Origin of the sequence: Rhodococcus sp. MALMAid1271 (assembly GCF_049195265.1) — a bacterium.
Taxonomy (GTDB): Bacteria; Actinomycetota; Actinomycetes; order Mycobacteriales; family Mycobacteriaceae; genus Rhodococcoides.
In genome coordinates this window covers 80,445-102,943 of sequence record NZ_JBMIRQ010000098.1, presented here as the reverse complement: position 1 = coordinate 102,943, position 22,499 = coordinate 80,445, and the positions used below count along the sequence as shown (strand labels likewise).

Sequence of the window (22,499 nt, the reverse complement as noted above, 5' to 3'; positions counted from 1 at the left end):
GCTCGACGAACGCGATCCGAAACGCAACCGGAAACGTCCGGCCGCCAGTAGTGGTTCGTCCGATCTCGATGTCGATCACAAGCATCTCGATTCCCCACGCCCAGGCCAGGACGTGTCTCACGATCATCCTGGCAAAGAACGGTTCAGGCCACAGCAGGGGTGTGAGGTCGAGAGAAAAGGTGTGAGGTTGCGGACTGACTCCCCCGAGCGCAGATCAGGCGCAGTTCGACGGCGCCGGCTCACCTCGGAATCGTGCATCCACGTAGGCGTACGCCTCGGGTAGTCCGACCAGCGATCCGCTGAAGTGCTCCGCCAGTGGATACGCCCTGAACTGCACTGTTGCTCCGGCGGCGCAGTAGCGGTCGACGGTTTCCTTCACCGGCGCGAACGGGGTGATGAAGTCGTTGATCCCGTGCCAGATGTACACCGGGGCCTTCGGCACGCCCTCGTAGTCGACCAGACTGTTCTTCCTCAACACTGCCTGGGCCGACGGCAGCGATGCGATGTCGACGTTCGACAGATCTCGCGCGCTCTTGAATGCTCCGCCGATGATGATGGGTCGCCTGCACTCGTTACTCACCTGATCCCGCAGTGCCAAGCCCGCGGCATTGAGGTTCTCCGAGACGGGGAATTCGGTCGGGTACTCGCGCTCCAGCCCCAGTGACGCGGCGAGTGCCATTCCGAAGGCGGGGTGCGGAATGGGGCTGTAGCCGAGATTCTGTGCGATCAATCCCAGATCGGCAGGGGTTCCGCCGTGCACGCTGGCCACGATGTTCAACTCGGGGGCGTAGGTGGGTGCCATCGCACCGGCCCACGATGTCGCCAACGCGCCGCCGGAGTAGCCCAGCAGAGCGACAGGGCTGTCCTTCAGCGGCAACTGCTCGAAGTTCTGCACGGCCCGAACGCCGTCGAGCGTCAACCGACCTTCGTACTCCGCCGCCCCGTAAGCACCGGTCGGCCCCAGGTAGTCCGGCACAGCGACCGCCCAACCGCGAGTGACCATACCGAGGTACAGGCTCGGAGCTTCACCGATCTCGTAGGTGAACAGACCATGCGAGGGTGCACATTTGACGCCCAAAGCGTTGATCACCGCCTGGTAGGACACCAACGGCGTCCCCTCACCTCTGCCTCGGGGCATCAGCACGGTGGTCACCGCGGCGACCGGCGCACCCGCGGAGTTGGTCGACCGATACTTGAGCTGCCAGATGTCGGTGTTGGGGTACATCCACGCGTCCGCACGACGGCTGGCCAGGATGTCGCCCGGGGCGTGATCGGCGATATCGGCGGGTGCCGCGTAGAACACGTCCGGATCGGGAATCGTCGGGGCAGGGGTAGCCGAAGCTGTTGTCCCCGAGACCAACAGAGATGCGCACAGTGCCACGAGGATGGAACTCAGGGCAACGAGTTTTCTGGTCAAGGCGAGCCTTTCGGTGTTTCTCAGGTAGATCATTGCGGCACTACGGGTAAGGAGAATTCGTTGATCGAATCCGTCGACGCGACGGTCACCTCCGCCGGTCCGGGCCCACCGGCGAACGATGGATCGGATGCGGTGATCTCGACGGCGATGCGGTGTCCGCGATCGAATCGGTGAACGATGCTGGGCAGCGAGATGGTCACCGGCTCCGCGGTTCCGGTCAGAACAGCCGGGGCCACCAGTCCGTGGATCGCGGTTGCGACTCCGTTCGGTGCCACGTCGAGCACACTGACGTACACCGTGGCCGGTCCGGTCGTTCGCGGGCTGATGGACAAGACGGGCGCACCCACGACATCGACTGCTTCGGTGAGTAGCGGGGTCGTCCAGGTCGCAGCAGAACCGGGCAGGGAGAATCGCGGTACCGGAACTTCTGCTGCGATGTTCGGCAGCCCCAGCGTGGTGTGCGTCGGCGACCCGGCATCCCGAATCGTCTGCGCCCATGGAGCATTCGGGCCGGCGCTGTCCACCAATGCGCCATCGGCCAGGTGATAGGTGCGCCTGTTGCCGACGGGAAATGTACTCGACTCCGCATAGGCAGGCGATGCCACATCGTTGTAGGGAACCCAGTCGCGGAAGTAGGTGAAGGCAGGCCCGGGGTCGACGTCGCGGTCTTTGAGGTGTCGGTCGAGCCAGTTGCCCACCAGAGCCGCTTCGTGCTGAGTGAACGGATCGGGTGCTTTGATGTCGAATTCTCCCGGGTAGCCAGTGCGATCGTTGTGGCCCCACGAGTGCCAGATCATGGACGTTTCCACTCCCCGCGCCCGCAGCGCCTCGAAGGTGGCGGCCGCCTCGTCGAGGCTGAACAGTGAATCCTTCTGGCCCTGTGTGAGCAGAACCGGGACATCGACGCGATCGAGATAGTCCGCGGGTGAGACGTGGCGCATCGCCGCCAGGGTTTCCGGCTCGGGTTCGCGATTGGCAGCGAAGGCGGATGCGGCATTGCACACCCACTGCGCATAGTTGGGGCACCCGTCGGCTCGATCCGGATCGACTGCGTACCCGACCGGCCCGGTGAGGATGGCACCGGCTGCAAGAAAGGCCGTGCCGAACACGCTCTTGATCGGCCCCACCGGCCTCCGGCCGGTTGCTTCCGGTGCCAGCGAGTGGGCCAGATCGTTCCACGTGATCATCGATGCCACCGTGTCCAGTCGCGGATCCACCGACGCCGTCGCCAACCCTGTTGCGCCGGCGTAGGACCCGCCCAGATAGCCGACGCGCGGATCTCCTGGTTCGTCGAGCCGCACCACGTCGAGCGCCGGTGCCGGCACAGTTCTCGCCGCATCGGCGAACACACCGTCGCGCGCGCCTGCGAGATAGCCGATGAGGGCCGATCCCACCGCACCGTCGTAGTCGGGATCGGCGAAGTAGATCTTGCAGGTCGAACCTCCGAATCCGAGCGCCGAGTACGACAGCACCACGTAGCCGTGGGTTGCGAACCTCGCGGCGGCTCCCGCTTGGTCGTCCTTGGATCCGCCGAAACCATTGCTCGTCAGGATGGCCGGTGCTCGATTGTCGGGGCCGAGCCCATCCGGAACATAGATGTCGCCCACTACTGTGCAGTGCTGGTCGCGCGCGGGTCCGACGGCGATGTCGAAATATCGAGTCTGCACCGAGAATTCACCGAACGACTGGGGCGCCAACACCGGCAGATCTGCGGCGTGCGCCGGAACGGACGCCGCGACCAACGCCAGTGTCGTTGCCGCGACCGCAGTTGCGAGCCGCTTCATCGGAGGCAGTTGGTAGGCGGAGCGACACCCCGAAACCTGTTGTCCAGGAATGTGAGCGCAGCCGGAAGCCCTTCGAATGCCGCCTGAATGTGCTGCGGCGCATGAACGATGTCGAACTGCAGCGTCGCCCCGTTTGCGCAGTACCGACCGGCGGTATCGCGTAGGGCGGCGATCGGAATCAGCGGGTCGTTGTCGCTGGCCCAGAGCAGCGTCGGGGCAGTCGGCACACCGGCGTACTTGACCAGACTGTTCTCGTCGATGATCCGCTGCGCCTCGGGGCTGTCCACCAGCGAGGTGTTGGTCGAGACGGCCAGCGCACTCTTGAATGCACCGGCAGCCAGAATCACCGGCGTGCAGGCATTGGCGACCTGCTCCTTCAAGGCGAGACCAGTGTCGTTGAGTTGCGCTGAGATCGGCAGCCGGTCCGGGTATTCCCGCTCGAGCCCGAGGGCCGCCGCGAACGCGAGACCGAAGGCCTGGTGGGGCTGGAAGCCGAGCGCGCGGGCGATGTTGTCCAGATCGGCGGGCACACCGCCTGCGGCGGCACCGACGATGTTCAGCTCCGGTGCGTAGGTGGGAGCAAGGGCCGCAGCCCAGGCCGTGGCCATTCCGCCACCGGAGTACCCCGCCATCCCCACCGGACTGGCCGCGAGCCCGAGTTCGGGTACCCGCTGCGCGGCCCGCACCCCGTCGAGGGTGATCTGCCCGCCCAATTTCGCCGCACCGTAGGCACTCTTGGGTCCGAGATGATCCGGGACAGCGACGGTCCATCCCCGTACCAGTGCCAGGTTCAGAAATTCGCGTTCCTGCACGCCGGTGGTCAGGTCGGCACCGAACAACGATTCCGATGGCGCGCACTGCAACCCGAGCGCGTTGACGAAAGGCTGGTAGGACAGCAGCGGGCCGCCGGGAGCACGATCGGCCGGCGCGAGGACCGTCGTCACGGCAGCGATCGCGTCTCCCCTCGAGTCGGAGGACCGATACCGAAGCTGCCAGATGTCGGCTCCGGGATACAGCGGGCTGGTGAAGCGCCTGCTGTCGAGAACATCGCCGTTGTTCTTGCCGGTCAGGTCCACAGGCGATGCGTACATGGTGCCGGGGGGCGGTACCGGATCGTCGGGCCCGGCCGATGCGACAGGTGCTGAGACGAACAGCATCGACATCAGCCCGACGGCGATCGTCAGGGCAGTCAGGGTGCGGCGCATGAGGTAACTCTTCTCGATTTCGTTCGGCCCGGCCGGTCCTCGAGGCCCGGGTTCCTCGGATTGTGTTGCGGATCGTTGTGTTTCGCTCGGGGCGTTCTGGGTCAGGGAGATCTGTGCGGTGCCATCGCGGGCGCTCGTGCCTCGCCGCCTGTTTTTCGGTCTCGGCGCGGCAGCGCGACCGACACGGCGGTGGCCGCAGCCATGCTCACCGCCAGCCCGAACAGAACCTTCTGCTGCGAGGCCAGATAGTCCGATGCGATCGGTTGGGCGGGAAGCAGTGCGAAGTACACGACACCGGTGACTGCGGTCCCCACTGCAGACCCGATCTGCTGGACCGTCGGCATGATGCCCGTGGCGGAGCCGATGGCCTCCGGCCTGACCCCGGCGACGATGGTGCTCTGCAGTGGCGCGATCACCGAACCCAGACCGACCCCGATCAGAGCGAGTGGAACCACCAGCCACCAGGCGAAGCCGGGTTGTCCGAGCTGCGCGGTCGCTAGGCCGAGCATCGACAGCGACACCCCCATGATCGCCGCACCGGCAGCCACCGACCGAGAGTCCCAGCGCTCGAACGCCATCGGTGCGACCAAGGATGCTGCGATGGCGCCCAGAGCAAAGGGCACCGTGATCGCCCCCACCATCGAGGCGCTGTCGCCGAGACCGGTCTGCAGTGTCACCGACATCGTCAGCACGAAGCCGGTGAAGGTGCCGTACACGAGAGCCGAGACGGCGCAGCCGTAGGAGAATCCTCGCTCGGCGAACACGCTCGTGTCGACCATGACGTGTGCGCCGGCTGCCCTTCGACGCCGTTCCCACATCGCGAACACGGCCAGTAGCCCCAGTCCGATGCCCATTGCCGGTACCGCGGTGGTCGGGCTCGAACTCGTCATGATCGGGTAGACGATCAGCAGAGCGCCGGTCGACCACAGCAGGACCCCGACCGGATCGAAGCGCCCACCGGTACCGGACTGCACGTACTGCGAACCCACGGCGATGTATCGGCGGCCGATCGCAATTGCGATCATTGCGATCGGGACGTTGATCAGAAAGATTGCACGCCAACCGGTTCCGAGGATGTCGAGTTCGAGCAGAACCGCGCCGACGGCGGGTCCTGCCAGACCAGCGAGGCCGGCGACGGCTCCGTACAGTGCGAACGCGGTGGTACGCCGCGCCCCGGCGTAGGTTGCGGTCACGATGGCCACGGTCTGAGCCGACATGGCCGCACCCGCCAGACCTTGCAGGACTCGACCGAGGATCAGCATCTCGATCGTCGGCGCGTACGCACACAGCACCGATGTCGATGCGAACATCGCGGTGCCGACGACGAATGTGTTTCTTCGTCCGAAGACCTCACCTGTTCTCGCCATTGTCAGGAGCGCGCACGCGAAGGCGAGCAGATACGCCGCCGGAACCCAGACTTGCTGTGCGCCTTGCCCACCGAGGTCCTGAGCGATCGTCGGCAACGCAACGGTGACGGCGGTGACGTCGATCATCTGCATCGTCACTGCCAGCAGACAGGCGCACAGCGTCAGCCACGAGCCGCTGCGTCGGTGCGTCATACCCTGCTGACGTCCGCGATCTCGCGCGCGAACGTGCTCGCGTCGGGAAGCTGCGGGGCGTAGTCTCCGAATTCGACGACGGCGGAGAAGATCTCGAAGATCTTGGAGAAGTACAGGTCGATCGAGCGATCGGCCTCGTCCGTGCCCGGGTACAGAAATTCGACGCCGGTGTGGTCTTCGAATCGGTTGACCCACATGAAGACTTCCTCCGAGCTGCCTCGGTTTCCGTACAACCCGGCCCCTGCGGCGTCGAGTTCGGCTTCACCGGGCAGTTTGCGGACGTCGACGTACGAGATCATCGGGGCGGTCCAACCCGGCTTGGTAGTGATTCCGTGTTCGGGACCGACCAATTCCAGTACCCGGTGATACGAGGTGTTCGCCAGCAGCTTTCCGGCGTCGAACGCGTGCTGAGCACGGACGGCGAGGGTGCGGAAGGTCGGCGACGAACCCACCTCGAAGCGCAAGGGGATCAGACTGGAATACCATCCGATCGAGGCGAATTCGCCCGGCAGAGATCGAGTGCTCTTGGGCGTCAGGGCCAGATAGCTGTCTCTGCCCGCCAGTTCGTATTCGGCCAGTGCTGCCGCTGCGAAGATTCCGCCGATGAACTTCGCCCCCACGCTTGCACATGCCTCGTCGACCGCCCTGGCCTGCGCACCGTCGAAAAGCGGGAACGAGTTGTGCGATGTCCTGGTGTAGTCGGCACTGTTGCGCCCCAACGGGAGTGGGAAGGTCGGTAGATCACCGCCGTTGCCCACCACGAGGTCGATCCACGTCTGCACAGCTGGGGTCTCGAGGGTCGTGGCGTCGCTCTCGGCGCGCTCGCGCTCGCAGTACTCGAGGTAGCTACCGGGGGTGAACAACTCGTCGGACTCCCCCGTCACCGCGTTGCGGTAGAGCTGTCGGAGCTCGTAGTACGTCAATGCCTGCGAGATTCCGTCGGTGTCGAGATGATCGACCGCCGCATACACCACGAAATGGTCCTCGTGCTCGATCGTGCCGAAGGAGAAGCAGTCCCAGCTGTCGGGCCCGGGGGTGCTGTCCTGCACGTGCCTGCGGATAGCCGCCGAGTCCGACGGCATGCCGAAGGGGGTTGCCTCGAGCACGATGTCCTCGACGTCGACGCGGTGGCGCACCGAGCTTTCTGCCGTCACCTCGAACCAGCTCGAGAACGAGTCGTGACGTTTGACGAACGCAGTGAACGCTCGGCCCATCGCCGCGACGTCCAGCTTTCCTTCGATGCGGAACGTGACGAGGCACAGCCTGGAGAAGCGAAAGGACGATCCTCGGTTGCGGTACGCAGCCTCGAGGTACGCCTGCTGGATGTGTGACGGCCGGGCCGGATGAACAGGTGCTGCTGCCGCGGCGGCGCGTGAGGCCTCGGAAGGCGACCACGTGGTGAGCGAGCCGGGAGTGGGCGTCCACTCGTCGATGAGTCCGAATGCAACCACGGCACAACCTTTCGAAGAGGAGCGGTACGGGCGCAACGCAAGGAGTGCGTCGGAGCAGCCAGTGCATCACTGACGCGCATCGGTGAACACCCCCCGAGCGGATTTGTGGGGAATCGACAAAGTTCTGATCTGAATCTGTGTCAAAACTGAAAAATCGTCAGAAGTGTAGAGACATAGTTGGGCGCGACCTAACGTCCTGGGAGTACCGCGCCGGCCGAAGCTCAGGCATTGCGCTGCCCCCACGACGTCAGGAACGGTGGATGATCGACCGATACCGCCTGCGTGAGGCGATTGTTTCGACTCTCTGCGTGCTCGCAACCGTCGTCGTTCTCATGTCGGGCACAGCAGCTGTGGCGACCGCCGAGGATGCATCGAAGATCGTCGGAGTCGAGAACATCGCGGAACGCCGCGATATCGTGCACGTGTATTCGGCATCGATGGACCGCGACATCACCGTCGACATCTTCCGGGCGAAGCACCCCGGTGCCCCCACCGTCTACCTGCTCAACGGTGCCGCAGGCGGAGACGGTGGCAGCAGTTGGTTCGATCAGACCGACATCGTCGGCTTCTTCGGAGACAAGAACGTCAACGTGGTGGTTCCGCGCGGCGGCGCGGCGAGCTACTACACCGACTGGCTGCACGACGACCCGGTGCTGGGTCGGAACAAGTGGTCCACCTTCCTCGGCATCGAACTGCCGCCGTTGATGGACGCCGAGCTCGGCGGCAACGGAGTCAATTCGATCGCCGGCATCTCCATGGCCGGTACGTCGGTGCTGCAATTGGCGATCGCGCACCCCTCGGTGTACCGGTCCGTCGCGGCGTACAGCGGATGCGCTCGTACCAGCGATCCGGTGGGTGCGATGTACGTCAGATCGGTTGTGGAAGCTCGCGGAGGCGGCTCCACCATGAACATGTGGGGGCCGCCCGGTTCTGCTGCCTGGGTCGACAACGATCCCTACGTCAATGCCGAAGGTCTGCGCGGCATCGAGATCTACATTTCGGCGGGAACCGGCGCGCCGGGCCCGTTCGATGTCCCCGGCGGCCCCGGAATCGGAAGCGACTACAGCAAGCTCGCCCAGCAGGTCGCCGTCGGTGCCGTGATCGAGGCGACCACCGATGCGTGCTCGCATCAGATGCAACAGCGGCTGCAGGAGCTCGACATTCCGGCGACCTACAACTTTCGACCCAACGGAACCCACTCCTGGGCCTACTGGCAGGAAGACCTACACGACTCGTGGTCGGTGATCGCTCCGTCGTTGGGGCTGCCGACCGGCCCGTCCTGAGCCGTGATGTTTCAGCGATGACGAAGGAAACTCGATGAGCCGAAACGGTGCCGTTGGCACTCCTGCCCTTGCTGCCACGTGGGCCCGCTCGCCTTGGCCGCTCGCCGACATCATCGCCGCCAAACAGGGTCGGACGGTCTCGGTTGTACTTCCCGCGCTCGACGAGGAGGACACCGTCGCCGATGTCATCGCCTCGATAGTCCCGTACCTGGGAACTCTCGTCGACGAACTGGTGGTGCTGGACTCCGGCTCCACCGACCGCACGGCATCTCGGGCCCGCGCTGCCGGTGCCACGGTGGTGCCCAGAGAGCAAGTACTACCGGGAACACCCGTCGTCCACGGCAAGGGAGAGGTTCTGTGGCGTGGCGTCGCGGCCACCTCGGGCGAGATCGTCGTGTTCGTCGATTCCGATCTTCTCGAACCGGGTGCGCACTTCGTCCCCTCCCTCGTCGGTCCCCTGCTGATGGTCGAGAACCTCGAACTGGTCAAGGGCTTCTATCGGCGGCCGCTGAGGATCGGTGACACCACGGACCAGGACGGCGGGGGACGCGTCACGCAGCTGACGGTGCGGCCACTGTTGACGGCACTGCGGCCCGAACTGGCCGGCGTCTTCCAGCCGCTGGGCGGCGAATACGCCGCAACTCGGCAACTGCTCGAATCGCTCCCGTTCGCCCCTGGCTACGGTGTCGAGATCGGCCTTCTGCTCGACACGTATCACCGGCTGGGTGCGGGCCCGATCGGACAGGTCGGACTGGGCACACGGCGGCACCGAAACAGGCCGACCTCGGAGTTGGCTGTGATGAGTCGCCAGATCATCGCGACGATGCTCCCGCGCCTTGGCCTGCGCGACTCGGGTGCCGGTTTCACCACGTTCGCGGCCGCCGAAGGCCAGCTGTCGATGAGTGTCGCGCCGGTCTCGACGCTCGATCGCCCGCCGCTGATCACGCTGGACGATTACGTTCGTGGACATCGACGCCCTTCGATGAGCGCCCCCCTCTGACAGCAATGCCCCCTCCACCGTGGAGCTCGATGGAGGGGGCGGTACTGCCGGAGCTACTTGTCTGCTGCCTCGGCTGCGCGCAGATCCTTGCGCAGAATCTTGCCCGCTGCCGACTTCGGCACGATGTCGATGAACTCGACGCGGCGTACCTTCTTGTGCGGCGACACACGCTCGGCGACGAAGGCGATGACGGCCTCCTCGTCGATGGTGGCACCCTGCTGGCGGACGACGAATGCCTTGGGGATTTCCTCGCCCTCGTCGTCGAGAACACCGATCACGGCCGCGTCGGCGATCTGCTCGTGCGTGAGCAGCAGCGCCTCGAGCTCGGCCGGCGGTACCTGATAGCCCTTGTACTTGATCAGTTCCTTGAGTCGATCGACGATGTAGACGACACCCTCGGGATCGACGACGGCAATATCACCGGTGTGCAGGTAACCGTCCGAGTCGAGGGTCTCAGCCGTCGCGGTGGGATTGTTGAGGTATCCCGCCATCACGTTCGGGCCCTTGACCCACAGCTCACCCTGCGCGCTCAATCCCTCTGTGGGAAGGTCGATCTCGTTGCCCGTTCCCGGGTCGACGAGCTTGTTCTCGGTGTTGGCCAGCGGCTGTCCGACCGAGCTGAGCGGCATGTCGTCGCGGTCGAAGGGAATAGCGTGACTGACGGGGCTGAGCTCGCTCATGCCGTAGCCCTGACGCACGCGCGTGTTCAGTCGCCTGGCGACGGCCTTGCCCAGCTCCTCGTCCAGCGGTGCTGCACCCGAGAAGATGGTGTGCACGCTCGACAGGTCGTACTGATCGATCATCGGGTGCTTGGCGAGCGCGACGGCCACCGGCGGGGCGATGAACAGGTACGTCAGCTTCTGGTCCTGGATGATCCGCAGGAATTCGACGAGATCGAACTTCGGCATCGTCACCAGATGCGCGCGCAGCTTGAGGGCGATGTTGAGCAATACCGTCAGTCCGTAGATGTGGAAGAACGGCAGCAACGCCAAAATGGCGTCGTTGCTGTCGATACCGACGCGTGGTTCCATCTGCGCGACGTTCGCGACGAGGTTGCGGTGGGTGAGAATGACGCCCTTCGGCACGCCCGTCGTGCCCGAGGAGTACGGCAGAACGGCCACGTGCGTGGCCGGATCGAAGGAGACCTCGGGGGCAGGGGCGCCCTGGGTGAGCAGGTCCCGCAGGTTCGGGTGGCCCTCAGCACCGTCGAGGACGATCACGTGGTCGGCATCGAGACCGACCTGCTCCGCGGCAGCCTTGGCCTGCGGATACAGCGGCGAGACGGTGAACAGGAACTTCGCGCCCGAACCGGTGAGCTGCTTTGCGATGTCCTCGGCCGTGTACAACGCGTTGATCGTCGTCGCGGTTCCGCCCGCGCGGAGAATGCCGTGCAGCACGGAGGCGAATGCGGGAACGTTCGGCGAATGCAGGCCGACGACGTCGCCGACCTCGAGTCCGCGGGCGGCCAAAGCACCTGCAATGGCGTCGATCTGGCCGATCAGAGTCTTGTAGGTGGTGACGTCACCCGACGTACCGTCGATGAGCGCAGGCTTGTCGAGGTCGGACTCGGCGATGGAGCCGAACAGGAAGTCGTAGACGTTCAGATTCGGGATCTCGACGTCGGGGAAGGGACTGCGGAAGCTCATGGCTCTCCTTCGAAGAACTGCGACAACAATGATCGAACCCTACAGTGAAAGCGGTCACAACGGACAGCGACCCTACCGCCGAGTCAGGTATGGCATGCGCTAATTTCGCGAGGCATACGGTTTGCCGGCTGCGGCAGGCCCTCGGACGTGACCCACCAGTCCAGCGACGGCGAAGATGGTCACCACGTAGGGAAGCATCAGCATGAATTCGCTGGGCACGGGGGAACCGATGATGCCGAGCACGTTCTGCAGATTGGATGCGAAACCGAACAGCAGTGCCGCCAGAGTCGCGCGCACCGGATCCCAGCGACCGAAGATCACCGCGGCCAGTGCGATGTAGCCTGCGCCTGCGGTCATCTCCTTGCCGAAGGAGCCGACGGAACCGAGAGTGAAGTAGGCACCGCCGAGCCCGGCGATGGAACCGGCGAGGCAGACGTTCCAGAATCGGGTTCGGGCGACGTCGATGCCGACGGTATCGGCAGCTTGCGGGTGCTCGCCGACGGCCCGCAGGCGAAGTCCCCACTTGGTGTGGAACAGTCCGAAGAACACGACAGCCACTGCGACATACATCAGGTACACGATCAGCGTCTGCTGAAACAGCACCGGTCCGAGAATCGGGATCTGGGAGAGCACGGGAATGTCGAGGCGCGGGAAGCGCGGCGGCGAGTTGAGTGTTTCGGCGTTCTTCGTCAGTACCACCGAATACAGGAAGCTGGTCAACCCGACGACCAGAACGTTGAGCACCACACCCACGATGACCTGATTGACGAAGTAGCGGATGGAGAACACCGCCAGCAAGGACGCGGTGAGTGCTCCGGCCACCAGGGCCGCCAACAGCGCGACATAGGTCGATCCGGTGATCGAGGCGACGACGGCGCTGACGAAGGCACCTGCGAGCAACTGCCCTTCGATGGCGATGTTGATGACCCCGACGCGTTCGGAGATCACTCCACCCATCGCACCGAAGATCAGCGGTGTACTCAGAGCGACTGCGCCGATGAGCAATCCGGGGACCGGGATGGTCTCCCCGTCCGCGGCCCAGGCGAGGAATCCGAACACGAACAGTACTGCGAACAGTGCAGGTAACCATCGCGGTGTAGCACGCGACCGCCACACCAGCAGCGAGACATATGCGGTGATGACGGCCAGCAGGACGACGACGACCAGGCCGGTGCCGTACGAGGGCACGCTCACAGCGGGCAGTGCGAAGAAGTCGCCGTCCGATGACAACGCGAATGTACTGTTCCCCGAGCCTTTTCGGAGCACGAACAGCACCAACGCCAGGAGCGTCACGACTCCGAGGATGGACGGGACCTTCCAATTGCGGCCCAGCGCAGTCCCTGCCGGGCTGTCGACGGTGCCGAGAGCGGGGGTCACAGTGCACCCACCTTTGCGGTCGCTGCCCCGTTGGCCTTGCCTGCTCGCTGTTCCGGCAATCGGAACACTGCTCGCACCAGCGGCGGCGCGGCGATGAACAGCACGATCACCGACTGCACGACGAGCACGATGTCGATCGGCACGCCCTCGGCCGCCTGCATCGCGAAGCCACCGGCTTTGAACGCGCCGAACAGGATTCCGGCGAAGAAGACGCCCCAGGGTTTCGATCGGCCGAGCAGCGCGACGGTGATGGCGTCGAATCCGATTCCGGCGTCGATGTCGGCGCTGAAACCTGTGGTCACGGTTCCCAGTACCTGCGCAACTCCGGCCAGGCCGACCAGGGCCCCCGACAGGATCATCGCGTAGAGGTAGATGCGGTCGACGTTCATGCCCGCCACCCGGGAGGCGTGCGGATTCTCGCCCACCGCACGGAAGCGGAATCCGAGACTCGATCGCTCGAGCAACCACCACACCGCGACGGTCACGAGGATCACCAGCACGAATCCGAGGTGCAGACTGTAGCGGTCACCGAACAGTTTGGGGAACACCGCGGTGGACGCGATGGGCGCGGACTTGGGATTGTTCGATCCTGGCGCCTGCAGCGCTCCTGGCGTGCGCAGCAGGTAGGCGACGAGGTAGAACCCGATGTAGTTGAGCATGATGGTGACGATGACCTCGTGAGCACCGGTGCGCGCCTTGAGGAATCCGGCGATACCGCCCCACACCGCGCCGCCGACCACTCCGGCTACGACGGCCACCAGCAGGTGGATACCGGCAGGCAGGTTCACGCTGAACCCGATCCATCCGGCGCAGGCCGCGGCGATGAGCATCTGGCCGCGGCCACCGATGTTGAACATGCCGACCCGGAAAGCAAGCGCCACACCGAGTCCCGCGACGATCAGCGGAGTGGCGAAGGTCAACGTCTCTGTCAGTGGCCGGATGCCGTTCTCGAATCCGGGACGCCGAAAGTTGTACACCGAACCTTGGAACAGCGAGGAGTACGCTCCGGCAACGGAATCCCAGATCGCATTGAGCATGTCGGTGGGACGCGAGAAGAAGTACCCGGCCGATTCCTGGACGGCCGAGTTGGTGGCGGCGATGAGAACGGCACCGACGATCAGCGCGAGAAGTACCGCGAGGACCGAGATGATGGCACTGCCGGTGAAGATCTGCCGCAGTACGCGATGCGAGGTGGAAGGCTCCTGGGATGTCGAGGGCTGCCCGGCGTCACTCACCACGCTCACCGCCCATCATCAATCCGAGTGTTTCACGGGACGTATCCCCGGGGACGATTCCCACGATTGCTCCTCGGTACATGACGGCGATGCGGTCGGCCAGAGCGGCGACCTCGTCCAATTCGCTCGACACCACGATGACCGGGATCCCCGAGTCCCGAGTGGCGACGATGCGCTTGTGCACGAATTCGATGGACCCGACGTCGATTCCACGCGTCGGCTGGGCTGCGACGAACAGGCGCAGATCTCGGCTCAGCTCGCGGGCGAGCACCACTTTCTGCTGGTTTCCTCCCGACAGCCGCGCGACCGGAGTGCTGATTCCCGGTGCCCGAACGTCGAATTCGCTCAGCTTCTCCGACGCGAAGCTCTGCAAGTAGTCGCGTTGCACCGCACCACGCCGAACGAACGGCATGCTGTTCGAGCGATCGAGCATCAGGTTCTCTGCGATCGTGAACTCCCCGACCAAACCGTCGACGGTGCGATCCTCGGGCACGAAGCCGACCCCTGCGTCGAGCACGTGCTGCACCGAGGATCCGACGAGTGAGCGGCCGTCGAGGCTGATCTTCCCGGATACGTTGTTCTGCAGCCCGAGTATCGCTTCGACGAGCTCGGTCTGGCCGTTGCCCTGCACCCCGGCGACGGCCAGGATCTCTCCCGCCGCGACCTCGAAGCTGACGTCGTCGACGGTCTTGTTGCCCTGGGCATCGAACACCGACAGGTTCTCGATGACCAGCGCAGCGTCCCCGGGTGTCGCCGGATCTTTCGAAACGGTCAGCTGCACATCGCGTCCCACCATCAAGGCCGCGAGTTCGGTGTTGTCGGCGGTCGGCTCTGCTTCGCCGACGACCTTGCCGAGCCGGATGACGGTGATCTTGTCTGCCACTTCGCGCACTTCGCGCAGTTTGTGGGTGATGAAGACGATGGTGGTGCCCGAGGCCGCGAGTTCGCGCATGATCCGCATCAGATCGTCGGTTTCCTGCGGGGTCAGGACGGCCGTCGGCTCGTCGAAGACGAGTACCTCGGCCTCGCGGGAGAGCGCTTTGACGATCTCCACCCGCTGCTGCACGCCGACGGGTAGGTCACCGACGAGAGCATCGGGGTCGAGATCGAAGCCGAATCTCGCTGATATCTCTCGTACCAGTTTTCTCGCTGCCACGAGGTCCAGTCGTCCACCGAGCGAGGTGGTTTCGTTGCCGAGCACGATGTTTTCGGCAACGGTGAACACCGGGATCAGCATGAAGTGCTGATGCACCATGCCGATCCCGGCGGCCATGGCCTCGCCGGGTCCGGCGAAGTTCTGCTCGACGCCGTCGAGCAGAATCTGGCCTTCCTCGGCTCGGTACAGTCCGCTGAGCACGTTCATCAACGTGGACTTGCCTGCACCGTTCTCACCGAGAAGGCAATGGATCTCGCCGGATTCGACGCTCAGATCGATGTGGTCGTTTGCGATCAACGAGCCGAATCGTTTGGTGATACCGCGAAGTTCGAGCTTCATGTCCCCGCAACCAGTGAGTGATGTGACCGTGGAGTACTCGGTGGTACTACTTGGGTGCGGATGGCGACACGACGGTGATGGAACCGTCGATGATCCCGGCCTCGATCGTATCCAGCTCGCCCTGCAGTGCGGGATCGACCTTCGACTCGAAGTCGTGGAACGGCGCGATACCGACGCCACCGTTCTCGAGTGTGCCGACGTACGGGGTGTTGTCGAACGAATCGGCACCCGAGTTGGCGACCACCTCGTCGACGCTGGTCTTGAGGCCCTTCGTCACCGAGGTGAGCAACAGATCGCCTACCGACGGGTCGGATTCGAAGACGTCGGCGTCGGCACCGATCAGGGCCACCGGACGTGAGGAGTCCCGGATTGCCTGCGCCGCACTCTGGTAGATGGGTCCACCGACCGGGAAGATGACGTCCGCGTTCTGGTCGATCAGCCCCTGGGCGGTGTTCTTCGCTACCTCGTTCGCGGCGAATCCGCCGGTGAACGAGCCGTTCTGGGAGGCGACATCCCAGCCGATGACTCGGACTGCCGCACCCTTCTGCTCGTTGAAGTAGTTCACACCGTCTGCGAAACCGTCCATGAAGATGGTCACGGTCGGCAATTGCGCGCCGCCGAACGTGCCGACCACGCCGGTGGTGCTGTAGCTCGCGGCCGCATAGCCGGCCAGGAAGGCGGACTGCGACGCGTCGTAGGTCAGTGGCTTGACGTTCGGCAGGTCGATCGAGGAGTCGTCGATGATGGCGAAGTCGATGTCGGAGTTGGCCTCCGCTGCGACCTTGGTGGCATCGGCGAGGTCGAATCCGACGGTGACGATGAGATTGCAGCCCTGATCGACGAGGTTGTTGATGTTGGGTGCGTAATCGGTCGGCGACGCCGATTCCACGGTGCGGGGCTCGACACCGAGCGTCGAGGCCGCCTCGGTCAGGCCCTCGTATCCGAGCTGGTTGAACGACTTGTCGTCGAAGCCACCACTGTCGGAGACCATGCACGGCAGGAAGTCACTCGATCCGCCCCCGCCCGATCCTTCGTTCTCGGGAGCAGATCCACAAGCTGCGATCAGGGCGATGGCACCGAGCGACGCGACGCCGCCGAGCGCTGCCTTTCGCGTACTCGTGCGGGTGACGATTGACAAGATGTCCTCCAGTTCAGATGTACTTCTATTGTTTCGGGACGCTACTCGTGCGGGCGAGGGTGCGCAGGATTTCGCTCAGGCATCCTTGTTCGACGCCCGATCTTCGGGGAGACTGCCGCCTTCGCGGAGTGTTCTCGCTTCGTCCTCACGAACCATCACGGCCGGGCCCGCTGCCACCACCGAGGGGTTCGGTGGAGTACCGGGCTTGATCACGTTGAAGAATACGTTGAGTACCACTGCCACGATGCTGGCGGCACTGATACCGGAGTGGAAGATGGTGACGAACCAGTCCGGGAACTCGTCCCAGAAGTCGTCGGCGACAACGGGAATGAGGCCGAATGCCAAGGTCACCGCCACGATGACCACATTGGAATTGTTGTCGTAGTTCACCTTGCCGAGGGTGCGGATCCCGCTGGCGGCGACGGTGCCGAACAGTGCGATGCCCGCGCCACCGAGGACGGGAAGCGGGACCACACCGACGACGGCGGCGAGAACCGGAGACAGACCGAGCAGTGCCAGTACCCCACCGCCCACTGCGACGACGAAGCGACTCTTGATACCGGTCATCGCTACCAGTCCGACGTTCTGCGCGAAGGCTGTGGCCGGGAAGGTGTTGAAGATCGGTGCCACGGCAGAGGACACCATGTCGGCGCGCAACCCGTCGCCGACGCGTCTGGTGTCGACGTCGGTTCCGACGACCTCGCCGACGGCGAGGATGTCTGCGGTGGTCTCGACCATGATCACCAGGATCACGATGGTCATCGACACGATCGCGCCGACCGCGAAGATCGGTGACCCGAATGCGAAGGGAGTGGGCACGGCCACCACGGAGGCGTCGCCGACGCCGTCGAAGTCCGTCTTTCCGACGATCAGCGCCGCGATGGTGCCGACCACGAGGCCCAGCAGAATCGACAGCCGTGACAATCCGGGGATTTTGGTGATCACCAACACTGCGAGGAGGGTGAACATCGCCAGTCCGATGTTTCCCGGGTCGAGGTAGTTCGGATTGGGTGCACCTCCCACCGTCTCCTGACCGGTGATCCAGCGCGCGGCCACCGGCATCAGCGAGAGTCCGATGACGGTGATGATGCTTCCGGTGACCAGTGGCGGGAAGAAGCGAATGACCTTGGAGAAGAACGGCGCGATCGCCAAACCGATGAGCGCGGCCACCAGTACGGCACCGAGCACGGTGCGCAGGCCGGTTCGTCCGTCCTCGGCACTGCCGATGATGGTCAGGATCGTCGAGACCGATGCGAACGAAATGCCCTGCACCAGTGGCAATTGCGAGCCGAAGAAGGGAATCCCGATAGTCTGCAGCACGGTCGCGACCCCACTGACGAACAGGGCGCACGAGATCAACAGGGCTTGATCGGCCCCGGACAGCCCGGCCGCACCACCGACGATGATGGGCACGGCGATCACGCCACCGAACATCGAAAGGATGTGCTGCATACCGTAACCGAACATCTGCAACACCGGCGGGCGCGCATCCTCTGGCCTGGTCATGAATGTCAGGCTAAGAACCGGACGTTACGGGCGACGGCTCCGTGCCATTTCGGGCGAGTTACGGTTGCGCGGCTGCATCTTCGTCGACCAAATGCTCGAATGCCTTCAAGTTCGCCAACGACTCCCCGCGCGAGACCCGCCATGCCCACTCACGTTTGATGGACTCCGCGAACCCCAGTTCGAGGAGCGTGTTGAAGTCGCCGTCCGCGGCTTCGAGAGTCTGGCCGAGAATCCGATCGAGTTCGTCGCCGTTGACCGCGTGCAGCGAGATTCGGCCGACCAGGTAGATGTCGCCGACCTTGTCGATCGTGTAATGCACCCCGTACAGGCGGCGGTTACGTCGCAGCAGGTATTTGTAGACGCCCTCGAAGTTCTCGTCGGGCTTGCGGCAGACGAATGCTTCGATACGTACCCCGTGATGCCCGACGGTCAACATCGTCGTGGTCTTCAGCTTGCGTTCCCCGGGCAGTTCGACGGTGAACACCTCACCGCGACGCGTGTAGTCCAGTTCGCGGTCTTTCAGTGCCCGGTCGATCAGGTCGGCGGTCTCGCTCATGCAGTCACAGCTCCTGATCTGCGTAGTTTCGACAATCCTCGGACCCGGCGCGGCGAGAACTCGCTCGGTGCCTCACCACGATCGAAATGGAACCTGGCCTGCCGGTAGCTCTCGATGAGTCCTTCCGCGGTGTGCTCCCACGAGAAGTTGCGCGCGTGCAGCGGCGCTGCGATCGACATCTCGGCCAATGCTGCCGAGTCCGAGAGCATGGACGAGAGCGCATCGGCCCAGTCCGCGGTGCGGTGCCCCTGCACCAGCCGACCGGTCTCGCCCGACCGCACGGCCACACCCAACCCGCCGACATCGGCTGCCAGCACGGGAGTTCCGCAGGCCTGCGCCTCGATGGCCACCAGGCCGAAGGACTCGTTGTAACTCGGCACGGCGACGATGTCGGCTGCCCGGTAGACCTGCACCAGGCGCGAGGACGGTTGTGGCGGAATGAAGGTCACCTTGGCCGAGATGCCGAGACTTTCGGCCAGATCGATCAGGCTGCCGGGCCGGTCCAACCCGCTGCCGGACGGCCCGCCGACGATCAGAATGCGCAGTGGCATCGCCGAATCTCGTTGCAGCACTTCCGCAGCCGCAGCGATGAGCACATCGGGTGCCTTCAGTGGCTGGATGCGTCCGACGAAGGCGACGATCGCTTCGTCCGGATCGAGGCCGAGCGCGACGCGAGCTGCCCGTTTGTCGCCCGGATTGTATTGCGTCAGATCGGCTCCCGGCGCAACCACATCGATCGATTCCTGCGCTGCCCCGTAGATCTCGACGAGGGACTTCGCCTCCTCGGAGGTGTTGGCGATCAGCCGGTCCGCCTCGGCGACCACTTGCTGCTCGCCGATCTGGCGCGCGGCGGGCTCGGGCGAATCGCCCCGAGCCAGGGACGCGTTCTTGACTGCGGCGAGTGTGTGCGCGGTATGCACCAGCGGCACTCCCCAACGGTCGCGCGCCAGCCAACCGACCTGGCCCGAGAGCCAGTAGTGGGAGTGCACCAGGTCGTAGTAGCCGGGCTCGTGGCGAGCTTCCTCACGCAGCACCCCGGCCGCGAACGCGCAGAGCTGGGTGGGCAGGTCGTGCTTGTCCAGGCCCTCGAACGGTCCAGCGACGATGTTGCGGACGAGCACGCCGGGCGCAGCCTCGACGACCGGGGCATCGGACGAGGCCGTGGCCCGAGTGAAGATCTCGACCTCGACGCCCCGCTTGGCCAGCTCTTTCGCACTCTGCAGTACGTAGACGTTCATCCCGCCCGCATCGCCGGTGCCGGGCTGCGCCAGCGGGGAAGTATGCAACGACAACACAGCGACCCTGCTGAGCTGGTGTCCCGTCACGTCTTCAGTGTGCACTCCTCCACATTACGTCTCGAGAACTACCCCTTCCGACGGCCGGGCCGGAATGACCCCGCGCGTGATCCGGACTGTTCGTTCATGCCGTACCCAGACCGTCCACGAACCCGGCCACCTCGGTCAGGAATCGCTGCGGATCGGCTACGAACGGGCCGTGGTCGACGCCATCCCAGTACGACGCCACCGCCGTGGGAATCAGCTCCTCGGCGTGCCGGCCCGCCGAGACATCGACGACGGTGTCCTCGGTTCCGTGCAGCACGAACGCCGGGATACCGAGGCTCCGCAGCAGGTCGTCGTGTTCGACCGTGCGATCGAACAGGGCAGCGCGCACCCGAGGCGGGGTCGCGAGCGTCAGCCCGAACAACGCCTGTGCCTCGGTTCCTTTTCCTTCGGTGGGCCCGGTCAGGGCATGGCCGAAACTTCCGAGTGCCTTGATGGCGACCCTGGGCTCCTCCGCCATGGCACCGGGGATCGCTGCCCGCATCGCGGTCCCGACGCGGCCGCCTGCTTGTCCGCGACCGATGCTGGTGATCGCCCCGACGAGCACGATGCCCGCCACCGCGTCGGATCCGTGTTCGGCGAGGTAGTCGCAGATCACCAGCCCGCCGTAGGACCAGCCCAGCAGCACTGCGTCTGCGGTGATGCCCTCTGCAGCGAGCACCGCGGCGACGTCTCCGGCCCAGTTCTTCGAGTCCTCGTATCCCGATGTCGGCGCGTCGGAGTAACCGTGACCGCGCAGGTCCACGGCGACAACGCGGTACCGCGCCGCGAAATCGGCCAGTAATCCCGATCCCCAGCACGCCGAGCTCTGCGCCCACCCGTGCAGCAGAATCAACGGCCGGGACGCGGGGTCACCACTGACGCGGTAGACGATGTTGGTCCCGTCGATTCCGGTGGCCTGGCGAACTGGTCCTGCTGTCCCGATGCTCATATCGGGCAACCTACGCGGCGACTGTGCGCATCGCGGCGAGCGGATCGGAGTACAGGGCGCTCAGTGAGACCACCGTCGCGGCGTACTGCTGTACCCGGTCGCCGAATCCGGTCACTCGAACATTCCCGGGTGCCAGGGTCGAATGCTGCACGAATGCCTCTCGCACATGAGCGATCGCGGCTGGATATGCAGTGAATGCCTGTCCCCCGAGTACGACGCGATCCGGATTGAACATGTCTCGCAGCAGCGCCACCGTCCGCCCCAGGATCCGGGCCCGTTCGGTGAGCAGTTCCCGCGCTGCTTCCGAACCGCCCTGCGCTGCGCCGTACACCGCGGCAATACTCGGACGGGTGTGCGGGGCAACGATTGCGCGGTTCACCGCAGCGGCGACCACTGCCCTGTCACCGACGGAGGCTTCCAGGCATCCGCGAGCACCGCAGCCGCACAGCGCCGAGGATCCGGTGGGCAGGTGCGCGATGGAACCGGGCCCGCTCGCCGGCGTGTGGACGCGGCCGTCGATCGTCAGGGCCATTCCAGCGGTCTCGCGTGCGTAGACGTACAGGGACGTTCCGTCCTGCGCTGCAATGGTGTTCGACGGCGGCGGGGCGAGAAGTAGTTCCGCGGCGGCCATTGCTTCGACGTGCCCGGACACCGAGACGGGGACCCCGAGTCCGCTGCCGACGATGGCGGCAACTCGTCCGTCACGCCAACCCAGTCGAGGATGATCGACGGTGCCGCGCGCCGTGTCGACGCGTCCGCCGGTCGCCACCCCGACCCACAGCAGGGTGCGGCGATGCCAGCGTGCAGCGAAGGCGCAGGCACTGCGCGTGATGGACATCAGCGCTGCCTCGGAAGATCCACCGGGGGTGGGGATTTCGACAGCAGCGAGAACGCGACCGCGAAGATCGCTCATGACGATGCTGGTGCTGACGGCACCGATGTGGATGCCGATCGTCGAGAACGGTTCGTGGTCCACCTCGAATGGCACGCGGGGCCGCCCTGTCGCTCCCGGCACCGTCAGGTCTGCGCGCTCGCGCAGCAGCCCGGCCCCGAGCAGGGCCGATACTTGACGATTGACGGTGGCGACGCTCAACCCTGTTGCGCGAGCGGCACTGTCGCGCGTGATCGGGCCCACCGAACAGGCGACTCGAAGCACGGACGAGGCCGGGCCGCCGGCAATCCTCAGATCGGGCGCGACCAGTCGCACCGATGGGTGCGCGGCGGCGGGGCGAGTACGGCGATGCGCGGTGGTGACAGACATCCGTCGACGGTCCTCAGCAGTTGTGCCTGTTCGGCGCGGGACGACAGCGCCGACAGGGCGAAGCGATGCAGGTCAGGGGTCGATGCGTCGGCCACGAAGGGCGACCGCATCCAATCGACTGTCTGTAGCTCGAACGGCTAGAGACAGGTTCCTGCGCCGAGACAACACAGTTCACGAGGAAGCGGCAAGCGAGCACCGAGGGACGCCGTCGCATACGTGACCCGCATCGCGGTGGTCTCGGACGCCGACATGCCTGCAAAATTAGCACCTGCACGCTCGTTGGCCAATCGCCGCCGCATCGGCGTCGTGGTCGAC

At 65.0% G+C, this 22,499-nt stretch carries 17 protein-coding genes; 2 read left to right on the top strand and 15 right to left on the bottom strand.

Features of this window, described 5'->3' with window-relative positions:
• Positions 1 to 214 precede the first annotated feature (214 nt).
• From ACOQFP_RS16460 to ACOQFP_RS16440, 5 genes are all read right to left on the bottom strand, one after another.
• On the bottom strand, positions 215 to 1,450 hold the full coding sequence (locus tag ACOQFP_RS16460) for a lipase family protein (protein WP_341244182.1): 1,236 nt from the start codon (positions 1,448 to 1,450) through the stop codon (positions 215 to 217).
• Positions 1,447 to 3,201: a CocE/NonD family hydrolase gene (locus tag ACOQFP_RS16455; protein WP_341244181.1), complete on the bottom strand. Its 1,755-nt coding sequence runs from the start codon at positions 3,199 to 3,201 to the stop codon at positions 1,447 to 1,449. Before ACOQFP_RS16455 ends, ACOQFP_RS16460 begins: the two co-directional genes overlap by 4 nt.
• The gene (locus tag ACOQFP_RS16450) at positions 3,198 to 4,406 is read right to left on the bottom strand and encodes a lipase family protein (RefSeq protein ID WP_341244180.1); all 1,209 of its coding nucleotides are present in this window, start codon (positions 4,404 to 4,406) and stop codon (positions 3,198 to 3,200) included. Before ACOQFP_RS16450 ends, ACOQFP_RS16455 begins: the two co-directional genes overlap by 4 nt.
• 101 nt (positions 4,407 to 4,507) lie before the next feature.
• Entirely contained in the window at positions 4,508 to 5,965 is a 1,458-nt protein-coding gene (locus ACOQFP_RS16445) for an MFS transporter (RefSeq protein WP_421584918.1), read from the bottom strand.
• Positions 5,962 to 7,416, bottom strand: coding sequence for a condensation domain-containing protein (locus ACOQFP_RS16440; protein ID WP_341244178.1), 1,455 nt, complete (start codon positions 7,414 to 7,416; stop codon positions 5,962 to 5,964). The genes ACOQFP_RS16445 and ACOQFP_RS16440 overlap by 4 nt, the downstream gene beginning before the upstream one ends.
• Before the next feature lie 260 nt (positions 7,417 to 7,676).
• On the opposite strand from ACOQFP_RS16440, the gene ACOQFP_RS16435 reads away from it, so the two are divergent.
• A complete protein-coding gene (locus ACOQFP_RS16435) occupies positions 7,677 to 8,699 on the top strand; it encodes an alpha/beta hydrolase (RefSeq protein WP_421584917.1) in 1,023 nt (340 codons plus the stop codon).
• Between the two features lie 34 nt (positions 8,700 to 8,733).
• Complete coding sequence (locus ACOQFP_RS16430; protein WP_341244176.1) at positions 8,734 to 9,699, top strand: glucosyl-3-phosphoglycerate synthase; 966 nt, start codon at positions 8,734 to 8,736, stop codon at positions 9,697 to 9,699.
• Between the two features lie 53 nt (positions 9,700 to 9,752).
• Here the strand turns inward: ACOQFP_RS16430 and ACOQFP_RS16425 are convergent, their stop codons facing one another.
• The 10 genes from ACOQFP_RS16425 to ACOQFP_RS16380 all read right to left on the bottom strand — a co-directional run bounded on the left by ACOQFP_RS16425 (position 9,753) and on the right by ACOQFP_RS16380 (position 22,184).
• Entirely contained in the window at positions 9,753 to 11,345 is a 1,593-nt protein-coding gene (locus ACOQFP_RS16425) for an AMP-binding protein (RefSeq protein ID WP_341244175.1), read from the bottom strand.
• A gap of 99 nt (positions 11,346 to 11,444) precedes the next feature.
• Complete coding sequence (locus ACOQFP_RS16420; protein WP_421584916.1) at positions 11,445 to 12,722, bottom strand: ABC transporter permease; 1,278 nt, start codon at positions 12,720 to 12,722, stop codon at positions 11,445 to 11,447.
• Complete coding sequence (locus ACOQFP_RS16415) at positions 12,719 to 13,966, bottom strand: ABC transporter permease (RefSeq protein WP_421584915.1); 1,248 nt, start codon at positions 13,964 to 13,966, stop codon at positions 12,719 to 12,721. The genes ACOQFP_RS16420 and ACOQFP_RS16415 overlap by 4 nt, the downstream gene beginning before the upstream one ends.
• On the bottom strand, positions 13,950 to 15,452 hold the full coding sequence (locus ACOQFP_RS16410) for an ABC transporter ATP-binding protein (protein WP_341244172.1): 1,503 nt from the start codon (positions 15,450 to 15,452) through the stop codon (positions 13,950 to 13,952). The genes ACOQFP_RS16415 and ACOQFP_RS16410 overlap by 17 nt, the downstream gene beginning before the upstream one ends.
• Positions 15,453 to 15,498: 46 nt before the next feature.
• Positions 15,499 to 16,590, bottom strand: a complete 1,092-nt coding sequence (locus ACOQFP_RS16405) for a BMP family lipoprotein (RefSeq protein WP_241256540.1) — start codon at positions 16,588 to 16,590, stop codon at positions 15,499 to 15,501.
• Positions 16,591 to 16,665: 75 nt separating this feature from the next.
• Entirely contained in the window at positions 16,666 to 18,096 is a 1,431-nt protein-coding gene (locus ACOQFP_RS16400) for a nucleobase:cation symporter-2 family protein (RefSeq protein ID WP_421584914.1), read from the bottom strand.
• A 58-nt stretch (positions 18,097 to 18,154) separates the two neighbouring features.
• The gene (locus ACOQFP_RS16395; RefSeq protein WP_206488982.1) at positions 18,155 to 18,652 is read right to left on the bottom strand and encodes a YbjN domain-containing protein; all 498 of its coding nucleotides are present in this window, start codon (positions 18,650 to 18,652) and stop codon (positions 18,155 to 18,157) included.
• The gene (gene mshA, locus ACOQFP_RS16390) at positions 18,649 to 19,977 is read right to left on the bottom strand and encodes a D-inositol-3-phosphate glycosyltransferase (protein WP_421584913.1); all 1,329 of its coding nucleotides are present in this window, start codon (positions 19,975 to 19,977) and stop codon (positions 18,649 to 18,651) included. Before mshA ends, ACOQFP_RS16395 begins: the two co-directional genes overlap by 4 nt.
• 94 nt (positions 19,978 to 20,071) lie before the next feature.
• Positions 20,072 to 20,923: an alpha/beta fold hydrolase gene (locus tag ACOQFP_RS16385; RefSeq protein WP_421584912.1), complete on the bottom strand. Its 852-nt coding sequence runs from the start codon at positions 20,921 to 20,923 to the stop codon at positions 20,072 to 20,074.
• 10 nt (positions 20,924 to 20,933) lie between these two features.
• The gene (locus tag ACOQFP_RS16380; RefSeq protein ID WP_421584911.1) at positions 20,934 to 22,184 is read right to left on the bottom strand and encodes an ROK family protein; all 1,251 of its coding nucleotides are present in this window, start codon (positions 22,182 to 22,184) and stop codon (positions 20,934 to 20,936) included.
• Positions 22,185 to 22,499 lie beyond the last annotated feature (315 nt).